Source organism: Streptomyces sp. AK010, from assembly GCF_014207295.1.
In the GTDB taxonomy this organism is placed as follows: Bacteria; Actinomycetota; Actinomycetes; order Streptomycetales; family Streptomycetaceae; genus Streptomyces; species Streptomyces massasporeus.
Map to the genome: position 1 here is coordinate 1 of NZ_JACHCX010000038.1, position 24,506 is coordinate 24,506.

22 protein-coding genes, 1 rRNA gene and 1 riboswitch are annotated in these 24,506 nt (G+C 69.5%); of the genes, 17 read left to right on the forward strand and 6 right to left on the reverse strand.

Annotated features, from left to right (window positions below; all coding sequences use genetic code 11):
- The 11 genes from rrf to HDC93_RS36650 form a co-directional block, all read left to right on the forward strand.
- Nucleotides 1–95, forward strand: a 5S ribosomal RNA gene (gene rrf / locus HDC93_RS36600); the annotation flags it as partial.
- A gap of 109 nt (nucleotides 96–204) precedes the next feature.
- On the forward strand, nucleotides 205–813 hold the full coding sequence (locus HDC93_RS36605) for a CDP-alcohol phosphatidyltransferase family protein (protein WP_185015092.1): 609 nt from the start codon (nucleotides 205–207) through the stop codon (nucleotides 811–813).
- Nucleotides 814–927: 114 nt separating this feature from the next.
- Nucleotides 928–3,423: a mannose-1-phosphate guanyltransferase gene (locus HDC93_RS36610; RefSeq protein WP_185015093.1), complete on the forward strand. Its 2,496-nt coding sequence runs from the start codon at nucleotides 928–930 to the stop codon at nucleotides 3,421–3,423.
- Between the two features lie 98 nt (nucleotides 3,424–3,521).
- Nucleotides 3,522–4,436: a DUF881 domain-containing protein gene (locus tag HDC93_RS36615; RefSeq protein ID WP_185015094.1), complete on the forward strand. Its 915-nt coding sequence runs from the start codon at nucleotides 3,522–3,524 to the stop codon at nucleotides 4,434–4,436.
- Nucleotides 4,433–4,765, forward strand: a complete 333-nt coding sequence (locus HDC93_RS36620) for a small basic family protein (RefSeq protein ID WP_003988855.1) — start codon at nucleotides 4,433–4,435, stop codon at nucleotides 4,763–4,765. Before HDC93_RS36615 ends, HDC93_RS36620 begins: the two co-directional genes overlap by 4 nt.
- A gap of 5 nt (nucleotides 4,766–4,770) precedes the next feature.
- The gene (locus HDC93_RS36625) at nucleotides 4,771–5,700 is read left to right on the forward strand and encodes a DUF881 domain-containing protein (protein WP_260419986.1); all 930 of its coding nucleotides are present in this window, start codon (nucleotides 4,771–4,773) and stop codon (nucleotides 5,698–5,700) included.
- A gap of 61 nt (nucleotides 5,701–5,761) precedes the next feature.
- Complete coding sequence (locus HDC93_RS36630) at nucleotides 5,762–6,715, forward strand: FHA domain-containing protein (protein ID WP_185015095.1); 954 nt, start codon at nucleotides 5,762–5,764, stop codon at nucleotides 6,713–6,715.
- Nucleotides 6,716–6,768: 53 nt separating this feature from the next.
- Complete coding sequence (locus HDC93_RS36635) at nucleotides 6,769–7,506, forward strand: MerR family transcriptional regulator (RefSeq protein WP_185015096.1); 738 nt, start codon at nucleotides 6,769–6,771, stop codon at nucleotides 7,504–7,506.
- An 84-nt stretch (nucleotides 7,507–7,590) separates the two neighbouring features.
- On the forward strand, nucleotides 7,591–8,064 hold the full coding sequence (locus HDC93_RS36640; protein WP_026253112.1) for a bifunctional nuclease family protein: 474 nt from the start codon (nucleotides 7,591–7,593) through the stop codon (nucleotides 8,062–8,064).
- A 295-nt stretch (nucleotides 8,065–8,359) separates the two neighbouring features.
- Complete coding sequence (locus tag HDC93_RS36645; RefSeq protein ID WP_142165133.1) at nucleotides 8,360–9,043, forward strand: MerR family transcriptional regulator; 684 nt, start codon at nucleotides 8,360–8,362, stop codon at nucleotides 9,041–9,043.
- A gap of 156 nt (nucleotides 9,044–9,199) precedes the next feature.
- Entirely contained in the window at nucleotides 9,200–10,654 is a 1,455-nt protein-coding gene (locus HDC93_RS36650) for a DNA polymerase IV (RefSeq protein ID WP_185015097.1), read from the forward strand.
- Here the strand turns inward: HDC93_RS36650 and HDC93_RS36655 are convergent.
- Nucleotides 10,573–10,947, reverse strand: a complete 375-nt coding sequence (locus HDC93_RS36655; RefSeq protein WP_031104789.1) for a PRC-barrel domain-containing protein — start codon at nucleotides 10,945–10,947, stop codon at nucleotides 10,573–10,575. The genes HDC93_RS36650 and HDC93_RS36655 overlap by 82 nt on opposite strands.
- 113 nt (nucleotides 10,948–11,060) lie before the next feature.
- Nucleotides 11,061–11,156, forward strand: a riboswitch (glycine riboswitch).
- Nucleotides 11,157–11,331: 175 nt separating this feature from the next.
- On the opposite strand from HDC93_RS36655, the gene gcvP reads away from it, so the two are divergent.
- Entirely contained in the window at nucleotides 11,332–14,217 is a 2,886-nt protein-coding gene (gcvP, locus tag HDC93_RS36660) for an aminomethyl-transferring glycine dehydrogenase (protein WP_185015098.1), read from the forward strand.
- Between the two features lie 67 nt (nucleotides 14,218–14,284).
- On the opposite strand, the gene HDC93_RS36665 is transcribed toward gcvP, so the two are convergent.
- Nucleotides 14,285–14,704: a molybdopterin-binding protein gene (locus tag HDC93_RS36665; protein WP_185015099.1), complete on the reverse strand. Its 420-nt coding sequence runs from the start codon at nucleotides 14,702–14,704 to the stop codon at nucleotides 14,285–14,287.
- A 114-nt stretch (nucleotides 14,705–14,818) separates the two neighbouring features.
- Entirely contained in the window at nucleotides 14,819–15,214 is a 396-nt protein-coding gene (locus tag HDC93_RS36670) for a molybdopterin-binding protein (protein ID WP_185015100.1), read from the reverse strand.
- Between the two features lie 176 nt (nucleotides 15,215–15,390).
- On the opposite strand from HDC93_RS36670, the gene HDC93_RS36675 reads away from it, so the two are divergent.
- A complete protein-coding gene (locus HDC93_RS36675) occupies nucleotides 15,391–15,987 on the forward strand; it encodes a DUF1707 domain-containing protein (RefSeq protein WP_185015101.1) in 597 nt (198 codons plus the stop codon).
- Nucleotides 15,988–16,002: 15 nt separating this feature from the next.
- On the opposite strand, the gene HDC93_RS36680 is transcribed toward HDC93_RS36675, so the two are convergent.
- A complete protein-coding gene (locus tag HDC93_RS36680) occupies nucleotides 16,003–17,982 on the reverse strand; it encodes an APC family permease (protein WP_185015102.1) in 1,980 nt (659 codons plus the stop codon).
- Between the two features lie 424 nt (nucleotides 17,983–18,406).
- On the opposite strand from HDC93_RS36680, the gene HDC93_RS36685 reads away from it, so the two are divergent.
- From HDC93_RS36685 to HDC93_RS36700, 4 genes are read left to right on the forward strand one after another with little or no spacing between them, the layout of a single operon-like run.
- The gene (locus HDC93_RS36685; protein WP_185015108.1) at nucleotides 18,407–19,699 is read left to right on the forward strand and encodes an extracellular solute-binding protein; all 1,293 of its coding nucleotides are present in this window, start codon (nucleotides 18,407–18,409) and stop codon (nucleotides 19,697–19,699) included.
- 6 nt (nucleotides 19,700–19,705) lie between these two features.
- A complete protein-coding gene (locus HDC93_RS36690) occupies nucleotides 19,706–20,704 on the forward strand; it encodes a carbohydrate ABC transporter permease (RefSeq protein ID WP_185015103.1) in 999 nt (332 codons plus the stop codon).
- Entirely contained in the window at nucleotides 20,701–21,543 is an 843-nt protein-coding gene (locus tag HDC93_RS36695) for a carbohydrate ABC transporter permease (RefSeq protein WP_185015104.1), read from the forward strand. Before HDC93_RS36690 ends, HDC93_RS36695 begins: the two co-directional genes overlap by 4 nt.
- A 54-nt stretch (nucleotides 21,544–21,597) precedes the next feature.
- Nucleotides 21,598–22,647 carry an endo-1,4-beta-xylanase gene (locus HDC93_RS36700; RefSeq protein ID WP_185015105.1) on the forward strand — a complete coding sequence of 350 codons (1,050 nt, stop codon included), beginning with the start codon at nucleotides 21,598–21,600 and terminating at the stop codon, nucleotides 22,645–22,647.
- A 61-nt stretch (nucleotides 22,648–22,708) separates the two neighbouring features.
- Here the strand turns inward: HDC93_RS36700 and HDC93_RS36705 are convergent, their stop codons facing one another.
- On the reverse strand, nucleotides 22,709–23,734 hold the full coding sequence (locus tag HDC93_RS36705; RefSeq protein ID WP_311774725.1) for a LacI family DNA-binding transcriptional regulator: 1,026 nt from the start codon (nucleotides 23,732–23,734) through the stop codon (nucleotides 22,709–22,711).
- Nucleotides 23,735–23,944: 210 nt separating this feature from the next.
- Nucleotides 23,945–24,148 (reverse strand): DUF5999 family protein, encoded by a 204-nt coding sequence (locus HDC93_RS36710; RefSeq protein WP_030835828.1) that lies wholly within the window; start codon nucleotides 24,146–24,148, stop codon nucleotides 23,945–23,947.
- Nucleotides 24,149–24,506 lie beyond the last annotated feature (358 nt).

Genomic DNA, 24,506 nt, shown 5'->3' on the forward strand with positions numbered 1-24,506 from the left:
AAACGCCCGGTTACATTCCGAACCCGGAAGCTAAGCCTTACAGCGCCGATGGTACTGCAGGGGGGACCCTGTGGGAGAGTAGGACGCCGCCGAACTCCTTTTATAGCTCTGGCTCTTGGGTGTACAGCCCAAGAGCCAGAGCCTTTTTGCGTTGAGGTAAGGTCAGGGAGCATCGTTGGCTCGTTTCCCACAGGAGGCCCCCGGGTGGAGGTTCAGGAGACTCGCGTCCAGACGGACCGTGTGCTCACCATCCCGAACATCCTCAGTATGGCCCGCCTCGTCGGCGTGCCCGTCTTCCTGTGGCTGATCCTGCGTCCTGAGTTCGGTGGGCCCAAGAGTGACGGGTGGGCCCTTCTGGTACTGGCCCTGAGCGGCGTCAGCGACTATCTGGACGGCAAGCTCGCGCGGCGCTGGAACCAGATCAGCAGCCTCGGCCGGCTCCTCGACCCCGCGGCTGACCGGCTCTACATTCTCTCGACCCTGGTCGGCCTCACCTGGCGGGAGATTCTGCCCCTCTGGTTGACCGCTGTACTTCTGGCGCGGGAGCTCGTTCTGCTGGTGATGGTGGGCATCCTCCGCCGGCACGGCTATCCTCCGCCCCAGGTGAACTTCCTGGGTAAGGCCGCCACCTTCAACCTGATGTACGCCTTCCCCCTGCTTCTGCTCAGTGACGGAAGCGGCTGGATCTCGTCACTGGCTGCCATTTTCGGATGGGCGTTCGCCGGATGGGGTACAACGCTGTACTGGTGGGCAGGAGTCCTCTACGTGGTACAAGTCCGCCGCCTGGTCCGTGCGGACGCCATGGCCGATTGAACTCTCGGATGGTCCTGCTGCCGTAGCGGAGCGATGGCCCGTGCTGGATAAGTGAGGGACAATCCTGGCGGGGGAAGTCGGCTAGACCGTCTCTTTGAGGAGGACGCTTCCGACATGAAGGCCGTCGTGATGGCCGGAGGTGAAGGCACACGCCTTCGCCCCATGACCTCAAGCATGCCCAAGCCGCTCCTGCCGGTGGCCAACCGGCCGATCATGGAGCATGTTCTTCGGCTGCTCAAAAGGCATGGGCTCAACGAAACAGTCGTGACTGTCCAGTTCCTGGCTTCGCTCGTCAAGAACTATTTCGGTGACGGCGAAGAGCTCGGTATGGAGCTCACCTATGCCAATGAGGAGAAGCCACTCGGTACCGCCGGAAGCGTCAAGAACGCCGAGGAAGCGCTGAAGGACGATGCCTTCCTCGTCATCTCCGGCGATGCGCTGACGGATTTCGACCTCACCGAGCTCATCAATTTCCACAAGGAGAAGGGTGCGCTGGTCACGGTCTGCCTGACGCGTGTGCCCAATCCGCTGGAATTCGGGATCACCATTGTCGACGAGGAAGGCAAGGTGGAGCGCTTCCTCGAGAAGCCCACCTGGGGCCAGGTCTTCTCCGACACCGTGAACACCGGCATCTACGTGATGGAGCCCGAGGTCTTCGACTACGTCGAGCCCGATGTGCCCGTCGACTGGTCCGGTGACGTCTTCCCGCAGCTCATGAAGGAAGGCAAGCCCATCTATGGCTACATCGCCGAGGGCTACTGGGAGGACGTCGGCACGCACGAGAGCTATGTGAAGGCGCAGGCCGACGTCCTGGAGGGCAAGGTCGACGTCGACATCGACGGTTTCGAGATCTCCCCTGGCGTGTGGGTCGCCGAAGGAGCGGAGGTCCATCCGGACGCCGTTCTCCGTGGACCCGTCTATATCGGTGACTACGCCAAGGTCGAGGCCGGCTCCGAAATCCGTGAGCACACCGTCGTAGGCTCCAACGTGGTCGTCAAGAGCGGCGCGTTTCTGCACAAGGCCGTCGTCCACGACAACGTCTACGTCGGACCCCACAGCAATCTGCGCGGCTGCGTGGTCGGTAAGAACACCGACATCATGCGTGCGGCGCGGATAGAAGACGGGGCAGTCATCGGTGATGAGTGCCTGATCGGTGAAGAATCGATCGTCCAGGGCAATGTTCGGGTCTACCCGTTCAAGACCATCGAGGCCGGCGCCTTCGTCAACACCTCGGTGATCTGGGAATCCAGGGGCCAGGCGCACCTCTTCGGTGCCCGTGGTGTCTCCGGCATCCTCAACGTGGAGATCACGCCGGAACTCGCGGTGCGTCTCGCGGGCGCGTACGCCACGACGCTGAAGAAGGGCTCGACCGTCACCACGGCCCGGGACCATTCGCGTGGTGCACGTGCGTTGAAGCGGGCGGTGATCTCCGCGCTGCAGGCCAGCGCGATCGACGTGCGGGACCTGGAGAACGTGCCGCTGCCCGTGGCCCGGCAGCAGACCGCGCGCGGCAGTGCGGGCGGCATCATGATCCGTACCACGCCCGGTGTGCCGGACTCCGTCGACATCATGTTCTTCGACGGGCAGGGTGCCGACCTCTCGCAGGGGAGCCAGCGGAAGCTGGACCGGGTGTTCGCGCGGCAGGAGTACCGCCGAGCCTTCCCCGGTGAGATCGGTGACCTGCACTTCCCGGCCAGTGTCTTCGACTCGTACACCGGGTCGCTGCTGCGCAACGTCGACACCACCGGGATCGCGGACTCCGGCCTGAAGGTCGTCGTGGACGCGTCCAACGGAAGCGCGGGACTGGTGCTGCCGAGCCTGCTCGGCAAGCTCGGGGTCGACTCGCTGACGATCAACCCCGGTCTCGACGAGTCCAGGCCGACCGAGACGGCCGACATGCGGCGGTCGGGGATGGTGCGGCTCGGGGAGATCGTGGCGTCCTCGGGCGCCGCGTTCGGTGTGCGGTTCGACCCCGTCGGTGAGCGGCTGTCACTCGTCGACGAGAAGGGCCGGATCATCGAGGACGACCGGGCGCTGCTCGTGATGCTGGACCTCGTCGCCGCCGAGCGGCGCAGCGGACGGGTCGCGCTTCCGGTGACCACGACCCGGATCGCCGAGCAGGTGGCGGCGTACCACGGGACGCAGGTCGAGTGGACGACCACTTCTCCCGACGACCTCACGCGCGTCGGCGGCGAGGAAGGGACGATCTTCGGCGGTGACGGCAAGGGCGGCTTCATCGTCCCCGAGTTCAGCAGCGTGTACGACGCCACCGCGGCCTTCGTGCGGCTCATCGGACTCGTGGCGCGGACGCAGCTCACACTCAGCCAGATCGACGCGCGCATTCCGCGGGCGCACGTCCTGAAGCGCGATCTGGCGACCCCGTGGGCCGTCAAGGGGCTCGTGATGCGGCGGGTCGTCGAAGCGGCCGGAGATCGTTTCGTGGACACCACGGACGGTGTGCGGGTGGTGGAGACCGACGGCCGCTGGGTGATGGTGCTGCCCGACCCGGCCGAGGCCGTCACCCACCTGTGGGCCGAAGGGCCGGACGACGCTTCCGCGCAGGCCCTGCTGGACGAATGGTCGGCGGTCGTGGACAGCGCCGGCCGGTAGAACGGGCTGCACGCGTGCGTGCCGGACAAGTGTCCCCAACGGGGCCTGTCCGGCACGCCGGTGGGGCCGTTCGGAGGTAGTGCTCGCGACGTGCGACGATGTGCGGCATGCCGCAGCAACCCCCCATTCGGAGCACACCCACGCGGCCCCGGCGTCCGGACGCGTCCATGTCGTTGCTCACCAACGTCATGGACCACAGCCTCGACGACGGATACGCCGAGGCCGCCGAGCGCAAGAAGGCGGCGGGCGCCAGCGGCATGCCGAAGACGCTCAGGGCGAAGCTGGGGCTCGCCGCCGGACTGGTGCTCGCGGCCCTGGTCGTGACCGTCGGAGCGGCGCAGGCGCGGGTTGCCGCGCCGGTCGTGGCCAAGGAGCGGGAAGAGCTGGTCGACCGCATCGACCGGGAGACCGAGGCGGCGGACAAGCTGGAGGACTCCGTCGACGAGCTGCGCGGGGACGTGAGCGCACGGCAGCGCGAGGCACTGAAGCACAGCGGTGGCAGCGCGGGCTCCGATCTTGTGGGCCTCCTGTCCGGCGCGGTCGCGGTGCACGGCCCCGGTGTGAAGCTCGTGGTGAACGACGCCAAGGAAGCCGCCTCGGGCGGCGATGGCGACCCGCGTGAGACCTCCGGTTTCTCCGACACCGGGCGGGTGCGTGACCGGGACATGCAGCGCGTGGTCAACGGGCTGTGGGAGTCGGGCGCCGAGGCCGTCTCGATCAACGGGCAGCGGCTGACGGCGCTGTCCGCGATCAGGGCAGCGGGGGACGCCATACTGGTCGACAACAAGCCGCTGGTACCGCCGTACACGGTGCTGGCGGTGGGGGACGGGCAGCGGCTGAGCACGCGGTTCCAGAACAGTGCGGACGGGTTGTATCTGAACGCGCTGCAGGAGAACTACGGCATCAGGACAGGCATCTCCGTGGAGGACGACCTCCGGCTGCCTGCCGCACCGAGTGTGACCGTACGTACAGCACAGCCGAGCATTGAGAAGAGCGAGAAGGGCACATCGTGATCGCCGTACTGGGCCTCGTCGTGGGAGTCGTGGCCGGCCTGTTGGTCCGGCCTGAGGTTCCGGCGGTGGTCGAGCCTTATCTGCCGATCGCCGTCGTGGCGGCGCTCGACGCCGTCTTCGGCGGTCTGCGGGCCATGCTCGACGGCATCTTCGACGACAAGGTCTTCGTGGTGTCGTTCCTGTCGAACGTGGTGGTGGCCGCGCTGATCGTGTTCCTGGGCGACAAGCTGGGCGTGGGCGCCCAGCTGTCCACCGGTGTGGTGGTCGTCCTCGGCATCCGGATCTTCTCCAACGCCGCGGCGATCCGCCGGCACGTGTTCCGGGCGTGAGGCCGATGAGCGAGCACGAGGACAAGCCCGCCGAGGAGCGGGGCGACGCGCGCGACGACAGCGCCGGGTTTGGGAACGGGCTGCGCAAGGAGCTGCCCCAGGAGGTGCCCGCGGCCGCGCCCGCCGCCGAGGAGACTCCCGAGGAGCCGGAGCGCAGGCAGGCAGGGGAACCACAGCAGGCGCCGGAACCGAAGCCGGACCCCGAGCCGCGGCTGACCGGGCGGCAGCGGCTGGTGCAGGGGGTGTGGCCGCCGCGTGTCACCCGGGCACAACTCATCGTCGCGGTGCTGCTCTTCGGTCTCGGATTCGGGCTGGCGGTGCAGGTGGCCTCGAACAGCGACAGCGACAGTGCCCTGCGTGGCGCGCGTCAGGAAGATCTTGTTCGCATCCTCGATGAACTGGATGACCGTACTCAACGTCTTGAGGACGAGAAGCAAGGTCTCGAGAAGCAGCGCGACGAGCTGGAGAACAGCTCTGACCAGGCCGAGGAGGCCCGGAAGCAGACGATCGAGAAGGAGAGGCAACTCGGCATCCTCGCGGGCACGGTGGCCGCGCAGGGGCCCGGCATCACCATGACGATCCAGGACACGAAGGGGACGGTCGAGGCGGACATGCTGCTCGACGCGATCCAGGAGCTGCGCGCGGCGGGTGCGGAGGCGATCCAGGTCAACGGCGTACGGGTGGTCGCGAGCACGTATCTCACGGACTCGGGCAAGGGTGTGGGCGTCGACGGGAACAAGATCAACGCGCCCTATCGTTTCAAGGTCATCGGCAAGTCGCAGGACCTCGAGCCGGCGCTCAACATCCCCGGAGGTGTGGTGCAGACTCTCGAGAAGGAACAGGCCACCGTCACGATCGAGCGGTCCACCGACATCGTTGTGGACGCCTTGCGAGCAGCGAAGCGGCCTGACTACGCTCGGTCGTCGTCGCAGTGAACCGGGGGTGCATGGGCGGCGTTCGGCGAGGGCATGAGGTTGCGGGGGGTCGGCGCACCGAATGGGCGGTGCGTGGTGGAAACTGTCTGGTGCAGACGGACGTTGTCAGGATGTCCGGGTCGGCCAGAGTGTTCAGTCAGGGTTCGTCCTGCCCCACGGGCGGGTCTGTTTCGGTCAAGGGGAATCGCCCGTGAAGTTGTTTGCGAAGTTGTTCGGCAAGAGCGCGCGAGAAGGCAGCGACAATGCGACCGCTCGCCATCGCGCACAGCCTGACGCGGAGGGCCAGCGGCCGCTGTTCCGGGACCAGGTCGGCGGCCCGGGCGGCGATGTTTCCGGTGGTCAGGGCGCGCCGTCGGTTGACCCTGCGCAGCCCGGCGGCATAGGTTTCGGGCAACCGTCAACCTCAAGTGCGGGTGGAGGGTTTTCCGACCCGTATGCGTCCAACGCCCCCGGTGGGCAGCCGCGGCAGGAGGATCCGATGTCGGCCCTGGTGTGTACGAGGTGCGGTAACCGCAACGCGGAGAACAGCCGTTTCTGCTCCAACTGCGGCGCGCCGCTGAGGGCGGGGGCTGCGCCGGAGCGTCCGTCCGAGACGACCTCCACAATCTCCATCTCCGGTCTCGAGGCCTACGACAGCGAGACCACCGGCCAGACGCCGATGCCGACCCTGTCGCCGGAGGCTCAGGCCGCCGTCGACGCGCTGCCGCTGGGCTCCGCGCTCCTGGTGGTGCGCCGCGGGCCGAACTCGGGCAGCCGCTTCCTGCTGGACGGCGACCTGACCACGGCCGGTCGGCACCCGCAGAGCGACATCTTCCTGGACGACGTGACGGTGTCCCGGCGGCACGTGGAGTTCCGCCGTGGCCAGGACGGGTCGTTCACGGTGGCCGACGTGGGCAGCCTGAACGGCACGTATGTGAACCGGGAGCGGATCGACCAGGTCGCCCTGAACAACGGCGACGAGGTGCAGATCGGCAAGTACCGGCTGGTCTTCTACGCCAGCCAGCGGGGCTACTGACCGGGCTCGGTCCGGACAGGCCTCGGCGAAGGTCCATCCGTCAGGGAAGGTCCATGCTTCAAACACCGAGCGGCGGTGCCGGACACGGCACCGCTGCCACGGACAGGGGGCTGCTGAGCATCGGCGCGGTGCTGAACGCGCTGCGCGACGAGTTTCCCGAAGTGACCATCTCCAAGATCCGCTTCCTGGAGTCGGAAGGGCTCATCGAGCCGCAGCGGACCCCGTCGGGGTATCGCAAGTTCAGCGCCCATGACGTCGAACGCCTCGGTCACGTCCTGAGGATGCAGCGGGACCACTATCTGCCCCTGAGGGTGATCCGGGAGCACCTGGAGGCCATGGAGCGCGGTGAGGCCTTGCAGCTGCCGGTCGTGGGGCGTCAGCGGGACGGTGTGTCCGTCTCCGAGCCGCCCGAGGGGCCCACAGCGGCCAGGATCGGGCGGGATGAGCTGCTCGCCGCCGTCGGCGTCGACGAGCAGGAGCTCAAGGAGTGGGAGTCCTACGGCCTCCTCACTCCACTGGAGGACGGGGCGTACGACGCAGAGGCGGTCACCGTCGCCCTGCTCGTCGTCGAACTCGGACGGTTCGGCATCGAACCGCGGCACCTGCGGCCCATGAAGGCCGCCGCGGAGCGGGAGGCCGGTCTCGTGGACCAGGTCGTGGCCCCGCTCAGGCGGCACCGCAACCCGCAGACCAGGGCCCATGCCGAGGCCCGGACCAAGGAGCTGGCGGGGCTCACGGTGAAGCTGCACGCCGCTCTGGTGCAGACGGCGCTCGGGGTACGACTGCCCTGAGGCGGCCGGCTACCAGGGGCCGGATCAGGCGCCCTGTCCCGGCCCGACTACCCAAACGTCCCGAGCACGGCCTAGGGTTGCTGTGTGAACGAGCTCGATGTCGTAGGTGTCCGGGTCGAAATGCCCTCCAACCAACCGATCGTGCTGCTGCGTGAAGTGGGAGGCGACCGTTACCTCCCCATTTGGATCGGTCCGGGGGAGGCGACGGCGATCGCCTTCGCCCAGCAGGGGATGGCTCCCGCGCGGCCGCTGACACACGACCTGTTCAAGGACGTGCTGGAAGCCGTCGGCCAGGAGCTCACGGAAGTGCGCATCACGGACCTGCGTGAGGGCGTCTTCTACGCGGAGCTGGTCTTCGCCAGCGGCGTCGAGGTGAGCGCCCGCCCGTCCGACGCCATAGCACTCGCGCTGCGCACCGGGACGCCGATCTACGGCAGTGACACGGTGCTCGACGACGCCGGTATCGCGATCCCGGACGAGCAGGAGGACGAGGTGGAGAAGTTCCGCGAGTTCCTCGACCAGATCTCTCCGGAGGACTTCGGCACCAGCAGTCAGTGAGCTGCTCGAGGAGCGGCAGCGGTCGGAACAGTCGTGTGGGCGGCCCGACGGACGGTGTGGTCCGTGACCGGGCCGCCCGCCGTTTGTGTCATGGGCGAAATGCCCGCATGTGCCGGTGGCGCGTGAGAGCGTCATACGGTTCTCGCCGGACGCATTCGGCTAGCCTTTCCCCGCGGTGGGGCACGGGAAACCACTCTCAGGGTGATTATCACTCGGCGTGGCGAGTGTGGCGATCGTTGACGCACCCCTGGTGACTGCCTACCGTCGAGAAGGCAGGTCAAGGACGGAGGTCGGCGTGAGAAGCAGCGGCGACGGTACGGCTGGGGGCGGCCCCGAGCGCAGTCTCAGGGCGAGCGGTCCGTACCCTCCCCCCGGCTCACGGCCCCTGCCGGGCGGGGGGTGCCCCCAGCCCGGTGGTGCGGCCGATCACGCTCCGCAGCGACCGACAGCGGTGCCGAGCAGCGGAGGGACGACGTCCATGGCGTCCGAGCAGATCGGCTATCGCGGCCCCACGGCCTGTGCGGCCGCCGGTATCACCTACCGGCAGTTGGACTACTGGGCCCGCACGGGGCTCGTCGAGCCGAGCGTGCGTCCCGCCTACGGGTCGGGGACGCAGCGGCTGTACAGCTTCCGGGACGTGGTCGTCCTGAAGATCGTCAAGCGGTTCCTCGACACCGGGGTGTCGCTGCAGAACATCCGCACGGCCGTCCAGCACCTCAGGGAACGCGGTTTCAGTGATCTGGAGCGCATGACGCTGATGAGCGACGGCGCGACGGTCTACGAGTGCACCTCGCCCGATGAGGTTCATGCCCTGCTCCAGGGCGGCCAAGGGGTGTTCGGGATCGCCGTGGGCGTGGTGTGGCGGGACGTCGAGAGCGCCCTGTCCCAGCTGCACGGTGAGCGCATCGACACCGGCGAGACCCTGGTGGGGCCCAACCCGGCGGACGAGCTGGCGCGCCGCCGGAACCGGGCCGTCTGATCCGTCGGGCGGCGCGGGATGTACGCGGTCGCAGGAGGAGGGACGTTTCCGCGCCCGGCCGTAAGCTGGTGCCAGGGGGTACCACAACGGCTTCCGGTGGGGCGTCCGGGGTTGCCGCGCGGGGCGTTGTCAGTGGCGTAGGGCAGCATCGGAGTTGTGAGAACCGCGCCCACGATCCTGCATCTCGACATGGATGCCTTCTTCGCTTCGGTGGAGCAGGCGTCCAAGCCGAGTCTGCGGGGGAAGGCCGTGGTCGTGGGCGGGCTCGGGCCGCGTGGGGTGGTGGCGACCGCGTCGTACGAGGCGCGGGTCTTCGGGGTGCATTCGGCGATGCCCATGGGGCAGGCCCGGCGGCTCGCTCCCAACGCCGCGTATCTCGTGCCGCGCTTCACGCTCTACAAGTCGATCAGCGAGCGGGTGATGGAGCTGCTGCGTGCGCTGTCGCCTCTGGTGGAGCCGCTGAGTCTGGACGAGGCGTTCGTGGACCTGGAGGCCGGGGGAGTGGCCTGGGACGAGCCGTCGGCGCGGCTGGCCGGGGTCAAGCTGCGCGCGGACATACGGGCCGTCACGGGTCTCACGGGGTCGGTGGGGCTCGCCGCCTCCAAGATGCTCGCGAAGATCGCCTCGGAGGAGGCCAAGCCCGACGGGCTGGTGGTGATCGAGCCGGGGACCGAACGGGCGATGCTCGGGCCGATGCCGGTGCGGACGCTGCCCGGGGTGGGGCCGGCGACGGGGGACCATCTGAGACGGGCCGGAATCACCACGGTCGAGGAGATCGTCGAGGCGGGCGAGGACGAACTGGTCCGGCTGCTGGGGAAGGCGCACGGGCACGGTCTGTACGCCATGGCCCTGGCGCGCGACGACCGGCCGGTGGTGGCGGAGCGCGAGACGAAATCGGTGTCGGTCGAGGACACCTACGACGTGGACATCCATGACCGGACGCGGGTCGGGCTGGAGGTGCAGCGGCTCGCCGAGCGCTGTGTGCGCAGGCTGCGCGGGGCCGGGCTGTCGGGGCGGACGATCGTGCTGAAGGTGCGGCGGTACGACTTCTCGACGCTCACCCGGTCCGAGACGCTGCGCGGGCCCACGGACGATCCCGCGGTGATCCGCGAGGCGGCGGCCAGACTGCTGGACTCGGTCGATACGACCGGTGGGGTGAGGCTCCTCGGGGTGGGGGTCAGCGGCCTCGCCGACTACACGCAGGAGGACCTGTTCGCCCAGGCGGCGGGGGAGCGGGCGGTCGCGGAGCGTCCGGTCGAGGAGCACGCCGCGGCGGCGGCCGAGGAGCAGCCGTCGCTCGCCGAGCGGCGGTGGCCCGCCGGGCACGACGTGCGGCACGCCGAGTTCGGGCACGGATGGGTGCAGGGCAGCGGCCTCGGGCGGGTCACCGTACGGTTCGAGACGCCCGACTCGGAGCCCGGGCGGGTGCGGACGTTCCGGGTCGACGATCCGGACCTGGAGGCGGCGGATCCGTTGCCGTTGGTGTTACGGGGGCCGGATGGGGGAGGCGGCGTGCCCGGGGCGGAGTCTCAGGCCGTCTCGTCGGTGCCCGCGAGCTTGCCGAAGTCGTGGTCCGGCAGCGGGGGCGGGGCAGCGACGTCGAGGCCGTAGTGGTGGTAGAGCTGCAGTTCCTGCTCGGGGGAGAGGTGGCGGCCCACGCCGAAGTCGGGGGCGTCCTTGATCAGAGCGCGTTCGAAGGGGACGTGGAGGGCACCCTCGATCAGTTCGCTGGGCTCCAGGGGGACGAAGGCGTCCCTGCTGAACAGGCCGGTCCGTATGGCCGCCCACTCCGGTTCGCCGGTGGCGTCGTCGAGGTAGACCTCGTCGATCGTGCCGATCCTGGTCCCGTTGCGGTCGAACGCCTTGCGGCCGATCAGGTTGCGCGGATCGATATCGGTTCGCACGGGCCCTCCACATGGTCGCACCTCATTCGTAAACACTACAAAACGGTACAAGTGGGGATGCGGCCACTCGAAGGTTCGTGCGTTGACCTCGCTGGTACGCTAGCAACGGCTGTTGACCCCGCGCGGGAGAGTCCTCCAGACATCATCGGAGGCGCCGAAGGAGCAAATCCTCCCCGGAATCTCTCAGGCTCACGTACCGCACGGACGAGGTCACTCTGGAAAGCAGGGCGGGTGTCGACGGCGTCCGCTCTCACCGACGGTGAAAGCCGGAGGCCTTCGGGCGATCCGGTGAAGCTCTCAGGTTGAGATGACAGAGGGGGAGGCCGTCCGGGTACCCGTGCCGTGGTGCCCCTCGCAGGTCGTGTCGACCAGGAGGCCTCCGTAATGACCGCCCACCGCATTCCGCTCTCCGAGCTCGAAGAGGCAGTCCCCTTCGAGCAGCGCCACATCGGCCCCGACCACGAGGCCTGCGCCAAGATGCTCGCCCAGGTCGGCTACGGCTCGCTGGACGAGCTCACGGCCGCCGCGGTTCCGGCCGTGATCAAGAGCGCCGAGGCACTGGACCTCCCGGGTGCCCGCAGCGAGGCCGAGGTGATCGCCGAGCTGCGCTCCCTCGCCGACCGCAACCAGGTCCTCGGCTCCATGATCGGTCTCGGCTACCACGGCACGTTCACGCCGCCGGTCATCATGCGCAACGTCATGGAGAACCCGTCCTGGTACACGGCCTACACGCCGTACCAGCCGGAGATCTCGCAGGGCCGGCTCGAGGCGCTGCTCAACTTCCAGACCATGGTCGCCGAGCTGACCGGGCTGCCGACCTCGGGCGCCTCCCTGCTCGACGAGGGCACCGCGGCCGCCGAGGCCATGGCGCTGTCGCGGCGTCTGGGCAAGAACAAGAAGGGCCTGTTCCTGGTCGACGCGGACACCCTGCCGCAGACCATCGCCGTGATCCAGACCCGCGCCGAGCCGACCGGCGTCGAGATCGTCGTCGCCGACCTCAGCGAGGGCATCCCCGCCGAGATCGCCGAGCGCGAGATCAACGGCGTGCTGCTCCAGTACCCGGGTGCCTCCGGCGCCGTGCGGGACATCAAGCCGGTCATCGACCGGGCGCACGAGCTCGGGGCGCTCGTCACCGTCGCCGCCGACCTGCTGGCGCTGACGCTGCTGAAGTCGCCCGGTGAGCTCGGGGCGGACATCGCCGTCGGTACGACGCAGCGCTTCGGCGTCCCCATGGGCTTCGGCGGACCGCACGCCGGCTACATGGCGGTCCAGGACAAGATGGCGCGCAGCCTGCCCGGGCGGCTCGTCGGCGTGTCGGTGGACGTCGACGGCAACAAGGCCTACCGGCTGGCGCTGCAGACGCGTGAGCAGCACATCCGCCGTGAGAAGGCGACCAGCAACATCTGCACCGCGCAGGTGCTGCTGGCCGTCATGGCCGGCATGTACGCCGTCTACCACGGCCCGGAGGGCCTGAAGGGCATCGCGCGGCGCACCCACCGGTACGCAACGGTCCTGGCCGCCGGGCTCGCGGGCGGCGGCGTCGAGGTTGTGCACGGGGCGTACTTCGACACCCTGACCGTGCGGGTCGAGGGCCGGGCCGCCGAGGTCGTGGCCGCCGCCCGGGACAACGGGGTCAACCTGCGGCACGTCGACGCCGACCACGTCTCGATCGCCTGCGACGAGACCACCACGCGCGCCCAGCTGCGCGCCGTGTGGGCCGCCTTCGGTGTCGAAGGTGTCGTCGAGGCGCTGGACGCGGCCGCCGAGGACGGGCTTCCGGCCGCGCTGCTGCGGACCGACGACTACCTGACGCACCCCGTCTTCCACCAGCACCGCTCCGAGACCGCCATGCTGCGCTACCTGCGCAAGCTGGCCGACCGCGACTACGCGCTCGACCGGGGCATGATCCCGCTGGGCTCCTGCACCATGAAGCTCAACGCGACCACCGAGATGGAGCCGGTCACCTGGCCCGAGTTCGGGCAGTTGCACCCCTTCGCACCCGCCGAGCAGGCCGGGGGCTACCTCACCCTCATCCACGAGCTGGAGGACCGGCTCGCCGAGGTCACCGGCTACGACAAGGTCTCCCTCCAGCCGAACGCCGGGTCGCAGGGCGAGCTGGCCGGTCTGCTCGCCGTCCGCGGGTACCACCGGGCCAACGGGGACGAGCAGCGCACCGTGTGCCTGATCCCGTCGTCGGCGCACGGCACCAACGCCGCCAGCGCCGTGATGGCCGGCATGAAGGTCGTCGTCGTGAAGACCGCCGAGGACGGCGAGATCGACGTCGAGGACCTGCGGGCCAAGATCGAGCAGTACCGCGAGCAGCTGGCCGTGCTCATGATCACGTACCCGTCCACGCACGGTGTTTTCGAGGAGCACGTCGCCGACATCTGCGCGCAGGTGCACGAGGCGGGCGGGCAGGTCTATGTCGACGGGGCCAACCTCAACGCGCTCGTCGGGCTCGCCAAGCCGGGACACTTCGGCGGCGACGTCTCGCACCTGAACCTGCACAAGACCTTCTGCATCCCGCACGGCGGCGGCGGTCCCGGCGTCGGCCCGGTCGCGGTGCGCGAGCACCTCGCGCCCTACCTGCCGAACCACCCGCTGCAGCCCGAGGCCGGCCCGAAGACGGGCGTCGGGCCCATCTCGGCGGCCCCGTGGGGCTCCGCCGGCATCCTGCCCATCTCGTGGGCGTACGTCCGGCTCATGGGCGGCGCGGGGCTGAAGCGGGCGACGCAGGTGGCCGTGCTCAGCGCCAACTACATCGCCAAGCGGCTGGAGCCGCACTACCCGGTGCTCTACACCGGCCCCGGCGGTCTCGTCGCGCACGAGTGCATCATCGACCTGCGGCCGCTGACCAAGGCGACCGGCGTGAGCGTCGACGACGTCGCCAAGCGGCTGATCGACTACGGCTTCCACGCGCCGACCATGTCGTTCCCGGTCGCCGGGACGCTGATGATCGAGCCGACCGAGTCGGAGGACCTGGCGGAGCTGGACCGCTTCTGCGAGGCGATGATCGCCATCCGCGCGGAGATCGAGAAGGTCGGCTCCGGCGAGTGGCCCGCGGAGGACAACCCGCTGCGCGGCGCCCCGCACACCGCCGGCGCGCTCGCCGGGGAGTGGGAGCACGCCTACAGCCGTGAGGAGGCCGTCTTCCCGGCCGGGGCGTCGACCGCCGACAAGTACTGGCCGCCGGTGCGCCGCATCGACCAGGCCTACGGCGACCGGAACCTCGTCTGCTCCTGCCCGCCGCTGGACGCGTACGAGGACTGACGACCGGCCGACCGGTCACAGGGAGGGGCTCCGCGGTGCGGGGCCCCTCCCGTCGTGTACGGGCGAGTCATGCGGTGGCGAGTGACACCTCGGTCGCCTTGATCAGCGCGACGACGGGGGTTCCGGGCGAGAGGGCCAGGCCCTCCGCGGCGTCCCGGGTGATGGCGGCGGTCAGTTCGCCGCCCTCCACCGTGACGCGGACGGATGCCATCGCCTCGCCGGCGGCCAGGCCGGTGACCGTACCGGGGAGCTGATTGCGGATCGACAGGCCCTCGATGGGCGCGGTCGCCAGGGAGACCTCCGTCGACTTCATCAGGGCGCGTACGGCGGTGCCCGGGGCGAGACGGAGGTCTTCCGCGGCTTCGCGGGTGATCGCCGCGGTGAGGTCCTGGCCGCCGGCGAGGCGGACCGTGACCGTCGCCATGGCCTCGCCCGGGGTGACGGCGGTGACGGTGCCGGGGAGCTGGTTGCGGATGCTCAGGCTCATGAGTGCACGGTAGCCCGGTGGGGGTGTTCGGCCTGGTATGAGATTGTCTGCGTCGCCTCGGCCCGCGTGAAGTCGACCTTCGCCCTCCAGGCCGTCGACCTCTGCCTCCAGGCCTCAGACGCGGTCGATATGGACATTGGTCGACTTCACGCGGGCCGTCGCCTCCATGCCGACCTCCAGGCCCAGTTCCTCCACCGCCTCGCGGGTGAGCAGGGAGACGAGCCGGTGCGGGCCGGCCTGGATCTCGACCTGGGCGGCGACGTCGCCGAGTCTGATCGCGGTCACGATGCCGGGGAAGGCGTTGCGGGCCGAGGTGTACGGGGTGTCCTCCTCGGCGGTGCCGGACCGGGCGAGTTCGACCGAGAAGGCGGCCAGGTCACGCCCGTCGACGAGCCGTCGCCCGGCCTCGTCGCGGTGGGTCGTGATGCGGCCCGCGTCCGCCCAGCGGCGGGCGGTGTCCGGGCTGACGCCGAGCAGCCGTGCTGCCTGGCCGATCGTGTAGGACTGCATGCCGGTCACGATAGGGGCGCCGGGAGGGAACGCCGGCTGCGGGGTTGGCCGTTGGGTGTAACGCGATATAGCGTTAGTGGTCGAGTGGTCGAGTGGTCGAGTGGTCGAGTGGTCGAGTGGTCGAGTGGTCGAGTGGACGGGCCGGGCGGCGTGCCCGGGGGATCGGGGGTGGAGTGATGGCGGCCGAGATCGCGCGGACCGGTGGATCGCCCGAGGTGAGGGCGTCACACGCGGACCGGGACCAGGTCGTGGACGTGCTGCGCGTCGCCGCGGGTGAGGGGCGGCTCACCCTGGAGGAGCTCGAGGAGCGGCTGGAGACGGCGCTGTCCGCGCGCACGGTGGGCGAGCTCGCCGTGCTGACGGCGGATCTGCCCGCGGTGACCGGTCAGGCGTCCGGTGAGGCCGAGGACGTCGTCCGGATCCGGCAGGAGGGGGCCTCGACCCGCCGGGGTGACGGCTGGGTGGTGCCGCGGCGGCTGGAGATCCGTTCGGCGTGGGGTGAGGTGACTCTGGACTTCACCGACGCGGTGATCACCCACGACACCCTGGACATCGACCTGGATCTGCGGGCAGGCGCCCTGAAGCTGCTGACCCGGCCGGGTGTCGTGGTCGACACCGGCGGACTGGTGCTGAACTTCTCCGAGATCAAGGCCCGCCGGCCGGCCGACGTCCCCGTCCTGCTGCGGATACGGATCACGGGCGAGATCCACTACGGGCAGGTCGCGGTGCGCCCGCCGCGAAGGGGCTTCGGCAGGAAGAGCGCGAGCGCCTGACCGCGACGGCCCGACTCAGCCCACGTGCACCCTCGGCCGCCGCTTGCGGTCCGGCTCCGCCTCCCGCAGGACCTCGCGGGTCACCGGGGCGACCTCGCCCTGCCCGAACAGGAAGAAGCGCAGGAAGTTGGCGAAGGGCCCGCCCTCGGTCCACTCGAAGTAGATGTGCGGGGTGCGGCCCGTCGCATCGCGGACGTGCAGCAGCAGCGCGGCCAGGGCGTTGGGGATCGAGGACGACTCCAGGGTCAGGACGCGATAGCGGCCGTGCAGCACCTCACCGCGTACGGTCAGGCCCGCCTCGAACTCGGAGGGGTCGGTCACCGTCACCTCGACGAAGACGAAATCCTCCTGGCCGGACACGTCGTTGTCGTGGCGGATCTGCTCGATCTTGTCGCGGTACTCGGCGATGTCGCGCCGGTCGGGCTCGTTGGCGATGAACCGCATCCGGCGGCTGGCCACGTCCCGGACGAAGCGCTCCGCCATGTCGTCCAGCGTCACGCTGGTCACGCGCAGCTCGAAGGCCCGGGCCAGCCGTGACAGCAGGGAGACCAGGACGATGCCGGCGATGAAGCAGGCGCCGATCTTCACGCCGTCCGGGCGCTCGATGACGTTGAGCACGGTCGTGTAGAGGAACACCGCGGAGATCACCGCGAAGGCGATGGTCCAGTTCCGCTGCCGGGCCTTGCGGGCGGCGATGGTCACCGCGATCGCGGCGGAGCTGATGAGGACCAGCACGCCGGTGGCGTAGGCACCGCCCTGCGCGTTGACGTCGGCGTCGAAGATCCAGGTCACCAGGAAGGCGATCAGGGTGAAGACGATGACCATGGGCCGCACGGCGCGGGCCCAGTGCGGGGCCATGCCGTAGCGGGGCAGGTAGCGCGGCATCAGGTTGAGCAGGCCGGCCATCGCGGACGCGCCGGCGAACCAGAGGATGGCGATCGTCGAGACGTCGTAGACCGTGCCGAAGGTGTTGCCCAGGTAGTCGTGCGCCAGGTATGCGAGCGCACGGCCGTTGGCCTGGCCGCCCGCCTCGAACTCCTTCTCCGGGATGAGCAGGGTGGTGATGAAGCTGGTCGTGATCAGGAAGACGCTCATGATCAGCGCGGCCGTGGTGAGCAGCTTCTTCGTGTCGCGGATGCGGCCGGTCGGCCGTGCCTCCGTGTCGTCCGGGTCGCCCTGGACGTGCGGCATCACGGCGACGCCCGTTTCGAACCCGGAGAGCCCGAGCGCCAGTTTCGGGAAGACGAGCAGGGCGACGCCGATCATGGCGAAGACGTTGCTGTGCTGGGTGGTGAGGGCGCTCGACCAGTCGGTGATCACATGGCCGGCGGTGATGACGTGGCAGAGGCCGACGACCACCACGACCGCGTTCAGCGCGAGGTAGGCGCCGACCAGGGCGACCGCGACGCCGATCGCCTCCAGGAAGCCCTTGAGGAACACCGCCCCGAGCAGGGCCACCAGGACGAGGGTGATCAGCATCTGCTTGTCGTGCAGGGCACCGGTCAGATGGGGGTTCTCCACGAGGTGGGTGGAGGCGTCGGCGGCCGACAGCGTGATGGTGATGAGGAAGTCGGTGGCGGCGAACCCCAGCAGGGTCAGCACGAACAGCTTGCCCTGCCAGAAGGAGAGCAGCCGTTCCAGCATCGCGATCGAGCCCTCGCCGTGGGGGCTCTCCTCGGCCACGCGGCGGTAGACGGGCAGGGCGCCGGCCAGGGTGACGACGACCAGGACGATGGTCGCGATCGGCGACAGCAGTCCGGCGGCCAGGGCCGCGATGCCCGGCTGGTAGCCGAGGGTCGAGAAGTAGTCGACGCCGGTCAGACACATCACCCGCCACCAGCGCTGTCCCCGGTGCGGGGGCTCCGGCTGGGAGTGGGGCCCGGTGTGGCCACCGTCCTTGCCCATGTCGGACAGGCCTTCCAGCATCCAGGCGCGCACACGGCCGGGTGGGGTGGGCTCCGGACGGCTCGGTGCCGGGTGCTCGGTGGTGGCCATCGACGTGCTCCCGGTGTGCGGCTCAGTGTGGTTTCCGGCCATCACTGGACGGCCCGATCAGCGTAAGCGGAGCGTGATGCAGTGGCCCATGAAAGAGGGGGCCGAGCGCGTCAAGCTTCCGTTAAGACTGGCCGGCCGGGCGGTCGCAGGGGTGAAAAGGCGAGATGAGACCCCCTGGGACGACTCCGTCCACGGAATGAGCGCTGCCGATTCGCGGCTCGAACGCGGACACCCTGTGTGATCGCGGCCATGCGACCTTCGGAATGTTCGCCTGTTGATCCGAATGTTTCGCGACCGCGTCCGGTCGCTGCTCCGCAGAGAGATTGAACGCGTACAAGGGGTTGCCACCCTTTGGCCGCTGTCTCTAGGGTGCGGCAGCAACGAAGCTTTCTGGATATAGTTCGAAACTTTCGAGGAGGGCATGATGGGCGACCCGGCACTGTCCCGCCGCGGCTTCCTGGCGGCCTCCGCCGCGGCCGGTCTGGGGATGACGGCACTGACCGCATGCGGCGGGGACTCGGACGGAGGGTCGTCGGGGACGACCACGATCGAATGGTGGAACATCTCCACCACCCAGCCTGCCAAGGGCGTCTGGGCCGCTCTCGCCCGGAAGTACGAGGTGCAGAACCCCAAGGTCAAGATAAAGATCGTCCAGATGGAGAACGACGCCTACAAGTCGAAGATGACGGCGTTGACCGCCTCCGGGAAGCTGCCCGACATCTTCCACACCTGGGGCGGCGGCGTGCTGAAGCAGCAGGTCGACGCCGGGCTCGTCGAGAACCTCACGGAGCGCACCAAGCCGTGGGGCGACGCCCTGCTGCCGGTCGCCCGAGAGCCGTACCTGCTCGACGACCAGGCCTACGGCATCCCGTTCGACATCGGCATGATCGGCTTCTGGTACAACAAGGCGCTCTTCGAGAAGGCCGGCATCGCCGAGCCCCCGACCACCTGGAGCGACTTCCTCGACGCCATACGCAAGCTGAAGGCCGCCGAGGTCACGCCGCTGGCCCTGGCCGGCAAGGAGAAGTGGCCCGGCATGTACTACTGGGCCTACCTCGCGATGCGCACCGCCGGCGCCGATGCGCTCCAGAAGGCCTACGACGACAAGGACTTCACCACGGCCCCCTTCGTCGAGGCGGGCGAGCACCTGAAAGAACTCGTCGGCCTCCGGCCGTTCCAGAAGGGCTTCCTCGGCGCCGCCTACTCCACCCCCACCGGCCAGGCCGCCACCGTCGGCAACGGCAAGGCGGCCATGGAGCTCATGGGCCAGTGGGCGCCCACGGTCCAGGCCGACGCGGGCAAGGGCCTCGGCAAGGACCTCGGCTTCTTCCCGTTCCCCGCGGTCGAGGGCGGCAAGGGCGCCATCACCGAGGTGTTCGGCGGAGGCGGCGGACACGCACTGCGCCGGGGCGCCCCGCAGGAGGCCGTCGACTTCCTCAAGTTCTTCGCGTCCGAAGCCACCGATCTGGAACTGGTCAAGAAGACCGGTGTGCTGCCCGTGGTCCCGGCGGCCGAGAGCGCCATCGCCGACCCCAACATCAAGGCCGTACAGGCGCAGCTGAAGGCGGCCACCGGCTTCCAGCTCTACCTCGACCAGGCGTACGCGCCCGCCGTCGGCCAGGAGGTCAACGACAGCGTGGCCGCGCTCATCGCCGGGTCCAAGTCGCCCGGGCAGGTCGCCCAGTCGATCACGAAGACCGCGAAGGAAGAGCAGTAGCCGGCGATGACCTCCACGTTCCTGCCGGACAAACGGACCGGCCCCGGCGCCGGTTCCCCGCCCCCGGCCGCGGCCCGGCCCACGGGCCGGGCCCGGCGCCGCACGCTGCACTGGCTCACCGCGGCCGGCTTCCAACTCCCTGCCCTGGTGCTGTTCCTGGGGCTCGTGCTGCTGCCGATGCTGTTCGCCCTGTACGCCGCGTTCTTCCGCTGGGGCGGCTTCGGCATGCCCTCCGACTACATCGGCGGCGAGAACTTCACCAGGCTCCTGAAGGACGACGTCTTCCTCGGCGACCTGTGGCGCTGCCTCGTTCTCGTGGTGCTGTCGCTCGCTCTCCAACTGCCGTTCGCCCTCGCCATGGCCGTCCTGCTCAACCAGCGGATGCGCGGCCGGGCGGTGTACCGGATGCTGTTCTTCGCCCCGTACGTCCTGTCCGAGGCCATCACCGGAATCCTCTTCGGCATGCTCTTCGCCCCGGACGACGGCTTCGCCGACCAGGTCCTCGGCAAGATCGGGCTGGAGGGGCTGGGCGGGGAGTGGTTCGCGGATCCGTCCACCGTCATGGCGACCGTGTTCCTGGTCATGACCTGGAAGTACTTCGGCTTCCACATGATGCTGTACCTGGCCGGACTCCAGGCCGTCCCGCGGGAACTGACCGAGGCGGCGCTCATCGACGGGGCGAGTGCCTGGCAGCGGTTCCGCAACGTCACGCTGCCGCTGCTCGCGCCCACCCTGCGCATCAGCGTGTTCCTGGCGGTCATCGGATCGATCCAGCTCTTCGACCTGGTGTGGGTGACCACCGCGGGCGGCCCCGACCACCACTCCGAGACCATGGCCGTGACCATGTTCCAGTACGGCTTCAAGCGCTACCAGGTCGGCTACGCCAGCGCGATCAGCGTCGTCATGTTCGGCATCAGCCTCGTCTTCGCCCTCGCCTACCAGCGGTTCGTCCTCCGGCGCGACCTGGAGGGGGCCACCACGACCATGCGGGGTGACGGAAAATGACAGCCAGTCAGAAGAGCCGGGCGCGGGGGAGGGCCTGGAGCCTGCACCTCGTCCTGACCGTCGTCGGCGCGGTCATGGCCGTCCCCCTGCTCTACGCCGCGCTCTCCGGCTTCAAGTCCACCGACGAACTCTCCCGCAACCCGGTCGGTCTGCCCGAGTCGTGGGTGACCTCCAACTACACCCAGATCCTCGGCTCGGGAGACTTCTGGCGGCTGATCGGCAACAGCACGCTGATCGCGATCGGTACGACCGTCCTGATCGTCGCGGTCTCCGCCCTGTCGGCCTTCTCCTTCGCACGGTTCGCCTTCCGGGGCCGGGAAGCGCTGTTCACGCTGTTCACCATGGGGCTGATGTTCCCGTTCGCGGTGGCTGCCCTGCCGCTGTTCCTGCTGCTGCGCTCCCTGGACCTGCTGGACAACCCCCTCGGCGTGATCCTCCCGCAGGCAGCCTTCGGACTGCCGATGACGATCATCATCCTGCGGGGCTTCTTCCGGCAGATCCCGGGCGAGCTGGAGGAGGCGGCCACGCTCGACGGGTGCAGTTCCTTCGGCTTCTTCTGGCGGGTGCTGCTGCCCATGGCCCGGCCCGCGCTCGGCACCGTCTCCGTGCTGGCCGTCGTCACCAGCTGGAACAACTTCTTCCTGCCGCTGCTGGTGTTCACCGACTCCCAGTGGTGGACGCTGCCGATCGGCGTCCAGCAGTTCCAGGGGCAGTACTCCGCCGACTACGCCAAGGTCTTCGCCTATCTGGTGCTGGCCATGGTCCCCGCCCTCGCCTTCTACTCGGTCGCCGAGCGTCAGCTCGTCGGCGGCCTCACCGCCGGCGCCACCAAGGGCTGACCCGCGCCACGAACGTACGGCTCTACCCACCCACCCGTCGTGAGGAGTCGCACCATGCGCACCACCCGTCTCAGACTCGCCGGCGCCGTCGCCGCGCTCCTGGTCGCCGTCGGCATCGGCGCCGGCACGCCCGCCCAGGCGGGGCACCAGCAGCCCACTCTCGCCGACCTCGCCCAGCGGCACGGCCGCTACTTCGGCAGCGCCACCGACAACCCCGAGCTCGTGGACGGACCGTACAAGGCCCTGCTCGGCAGCGAGTTCGACCAGATCACGCCCGGCAACGGCATGAAGTGGTACGCGACGGAGCCCGAGCAGGGCGTGTTCGACTTCTCCCAGGGCGACGAGATCGTGAACCTCGCCCGGGCCAACCGGCAGAAGGTGCGCGGCCACACCCTGGTCTGGCACAGCCAGCTGCCGGAGTGGCTCACGAGCAGGGAATGGACGGCCCCGGAGCTGAGGGCCGTACTGAAGAAGCACATCCAGACCGAGGTACGGCACTACCGGGGCAAGGTGTTCGCCTGGGACGTCGTCAACGAGGCGTTCAACGAGGACGGCACCTACCGGGAGTCGGTCTTCTACAAGACGCTCGGGTCCGGCTACATCGCCGACGCCCTGCGCTGGGCGCACCAGGCCGATCCACGCGTCAAGCTCTACCTCAACGACTACAACATCGAGGGGATCGGCCCGAAGAGCGACGCCTACCACCGCCTGGCAAAGGAGCTGAAGGCCGCGGGCGTCCCGCTGCACGGCATCGGCCTCCAGGCCCACCTGGCCTTGCAGTACGGTTATCCGGACACCCTGGAGGACAACCTCCGCCGCTTCTCCCGGCTCGGTCTCGACACCGCGCTCACCGAGGTCGACATCCGGATGCAACTGCCCGCGACCGAGGAGAAGCTGGCACAGCAGGGCGAGTGGTACGCCGACGTGACCGAGGCGTGCCTGGCGGTACGGCGGTGCGTCGGCGTCACGCTGTGGGACTACACCGACAAGTACTCGTGGATCCCGGCGTTCTTCCCGGGCGAGGGCGCGGCCCTGCCGTGGGACGAGGAACTGCGGCGCAAGCCGGCGTACTTCGCGCTGCGCGAGGCGCTCGGGGGGAGGTAGCGGGGGCGGGCGGCGCCCTGCCGGACAGGGGGTGGCGGGGCGCCGCACCTCGCGGTGGAGGTCAGGCGGGGGGCGCGGTGCTCGCCCGGACCACCAGGTCGGTGCCCAGCTCCACCCGTGGTGAGTCCGGCTGCTCGTCGCGGGTCATGCGGAGCACCGTGCGCACGGCGAGCTTGCCCATGTCGGCCAGGGGCTGGCGGACCGTCGTCAGGGGCGGTGCCGACCAGCGAACCTCCGGAAGGTCGTCGAAGCCGACCACGCTCATGTCCTGCGGCACCCGCAGCCCACGCCGGCGCAGCGCCTCGATCGCGCCGAGTGCCATCTGGTCGCTGGCCGCGAACAGCGCGGTCGGCGGCTCGGGAAGGTCGAGCAGGGTGGTGCAGGCGGTGAACCCCGACTCGGGGCGGAAGTCGCCGGGGACGACGAGGGAGGCGTCCATCGTGATTCCGGCGCCTTCCAGGGCCGCGCGGTAGCCGTCCAAGCGGGCCCGGGAGCACAGCAGCCGGGGTGGTCCGGCGATCAGGCCGATCCGGCGGTGACCGAGGGACAGCAGGTGCTCGGTGGCCGCCATGCCGCCCGACCAGTTCGCGGCGCCGATCGTGGGGGCGTCCAGGGCGGGGGCGCCCGCCGGGTCGACGACCACCAGAGGAACGCCGAGGATGCGCAGCACCTCGTGCAGGGTCGGATCCAGGGCGGACGTCACGAGGATGACGCCGTCGGAGGCGCGGGCCCGCAGGTTGCGCATCCACTCGCGGGCGTCGCCCGAACGCCCGTGGATGGCCGAGACCACCGTGCCGACCCCGGATGCGTGCGCGACCTCCTCGACCCCACGGATGATCTCCACGGCCCAGGGGCTGTCGAGGTCGTTGAAGACCAGGTCGAGCAGGGCGGCACGGGCGCCCGGGGCCGCGGGGCGCTTGCGGTAGCCGTGTCGGCGCAGCAGGTCCTCGACCCGGGCCCGGGTCTGCGGCGACACGTCGGACCGGCCGTTGACGACCCGGGACACGGTAGGCACGGACACACCGGCCTGCCGGGCGATCTCCGTGATGGTGACCTTGCCCTCGGCGTCGGCCCCACGTGCTCCCACTTGCCCCACCTCCGTCGACGGGTGACCGCGAAACTTTTAGGAGTCTTCCGGAAAACGGGCATCCGTGGGAAGTCGTGCGAGGCGGGAACGGGACGTGGCGGCTGGTGACGGGCAGTGACGACCCGCGGATATGCGTCGGGGCCGGTGCGCAGAATGTCCTGCGGCCGGCCCCTCATGTCTGCCGGCGGGGCGTCACCCCGCCGAACGGCCTCAGGCGGCCGTCATCACCTGGCCGGCCAGCGGGCGGTGCGGGGCGATGGCCCGGCCGTCCGGCAGCAGCTCGCCGGTGTCCTCGAAGAGCACCACGCCGTTGCACAGCAGGCTCCATCCCTGTTCCGGGTGGTGTGCCACGAGGCGGGCGGATTCCCGGTCGGCGGAGTCGGCTGAGGGGCACTGGGTCTGGTGCTGGCACATGGGTGGGATCTTTCGCTGGGTCGAGAGGGATGGTGGGATTGCGTCGGCTGAGTCGGATGATGTCGTGTCTGTTCCGCGGCTAGAAGTGTCGTTCATGGCCGCCCCCCGTTGTGATAAGTCGTCGGAACCCAGTGTTGCCCCACGGGCGTCAATCCGCAGGGATTTCGCGGCACCGCTTCTTACAGGTTCAGGACGCGTCACCCGCGCGGACGGTTCATCCCAACTGCACTGTCCCTTCGGGTGGTTCGCACTGGCCGGATAGGGCTAGTCCCAAGGCCGTGAAGTTATGGCTCGGGCGGGGTTGTCCAGGGGGCCGTAGGCAGCGGTTTCGCCGGACATGAGGAGCGGAGCCCCGGTA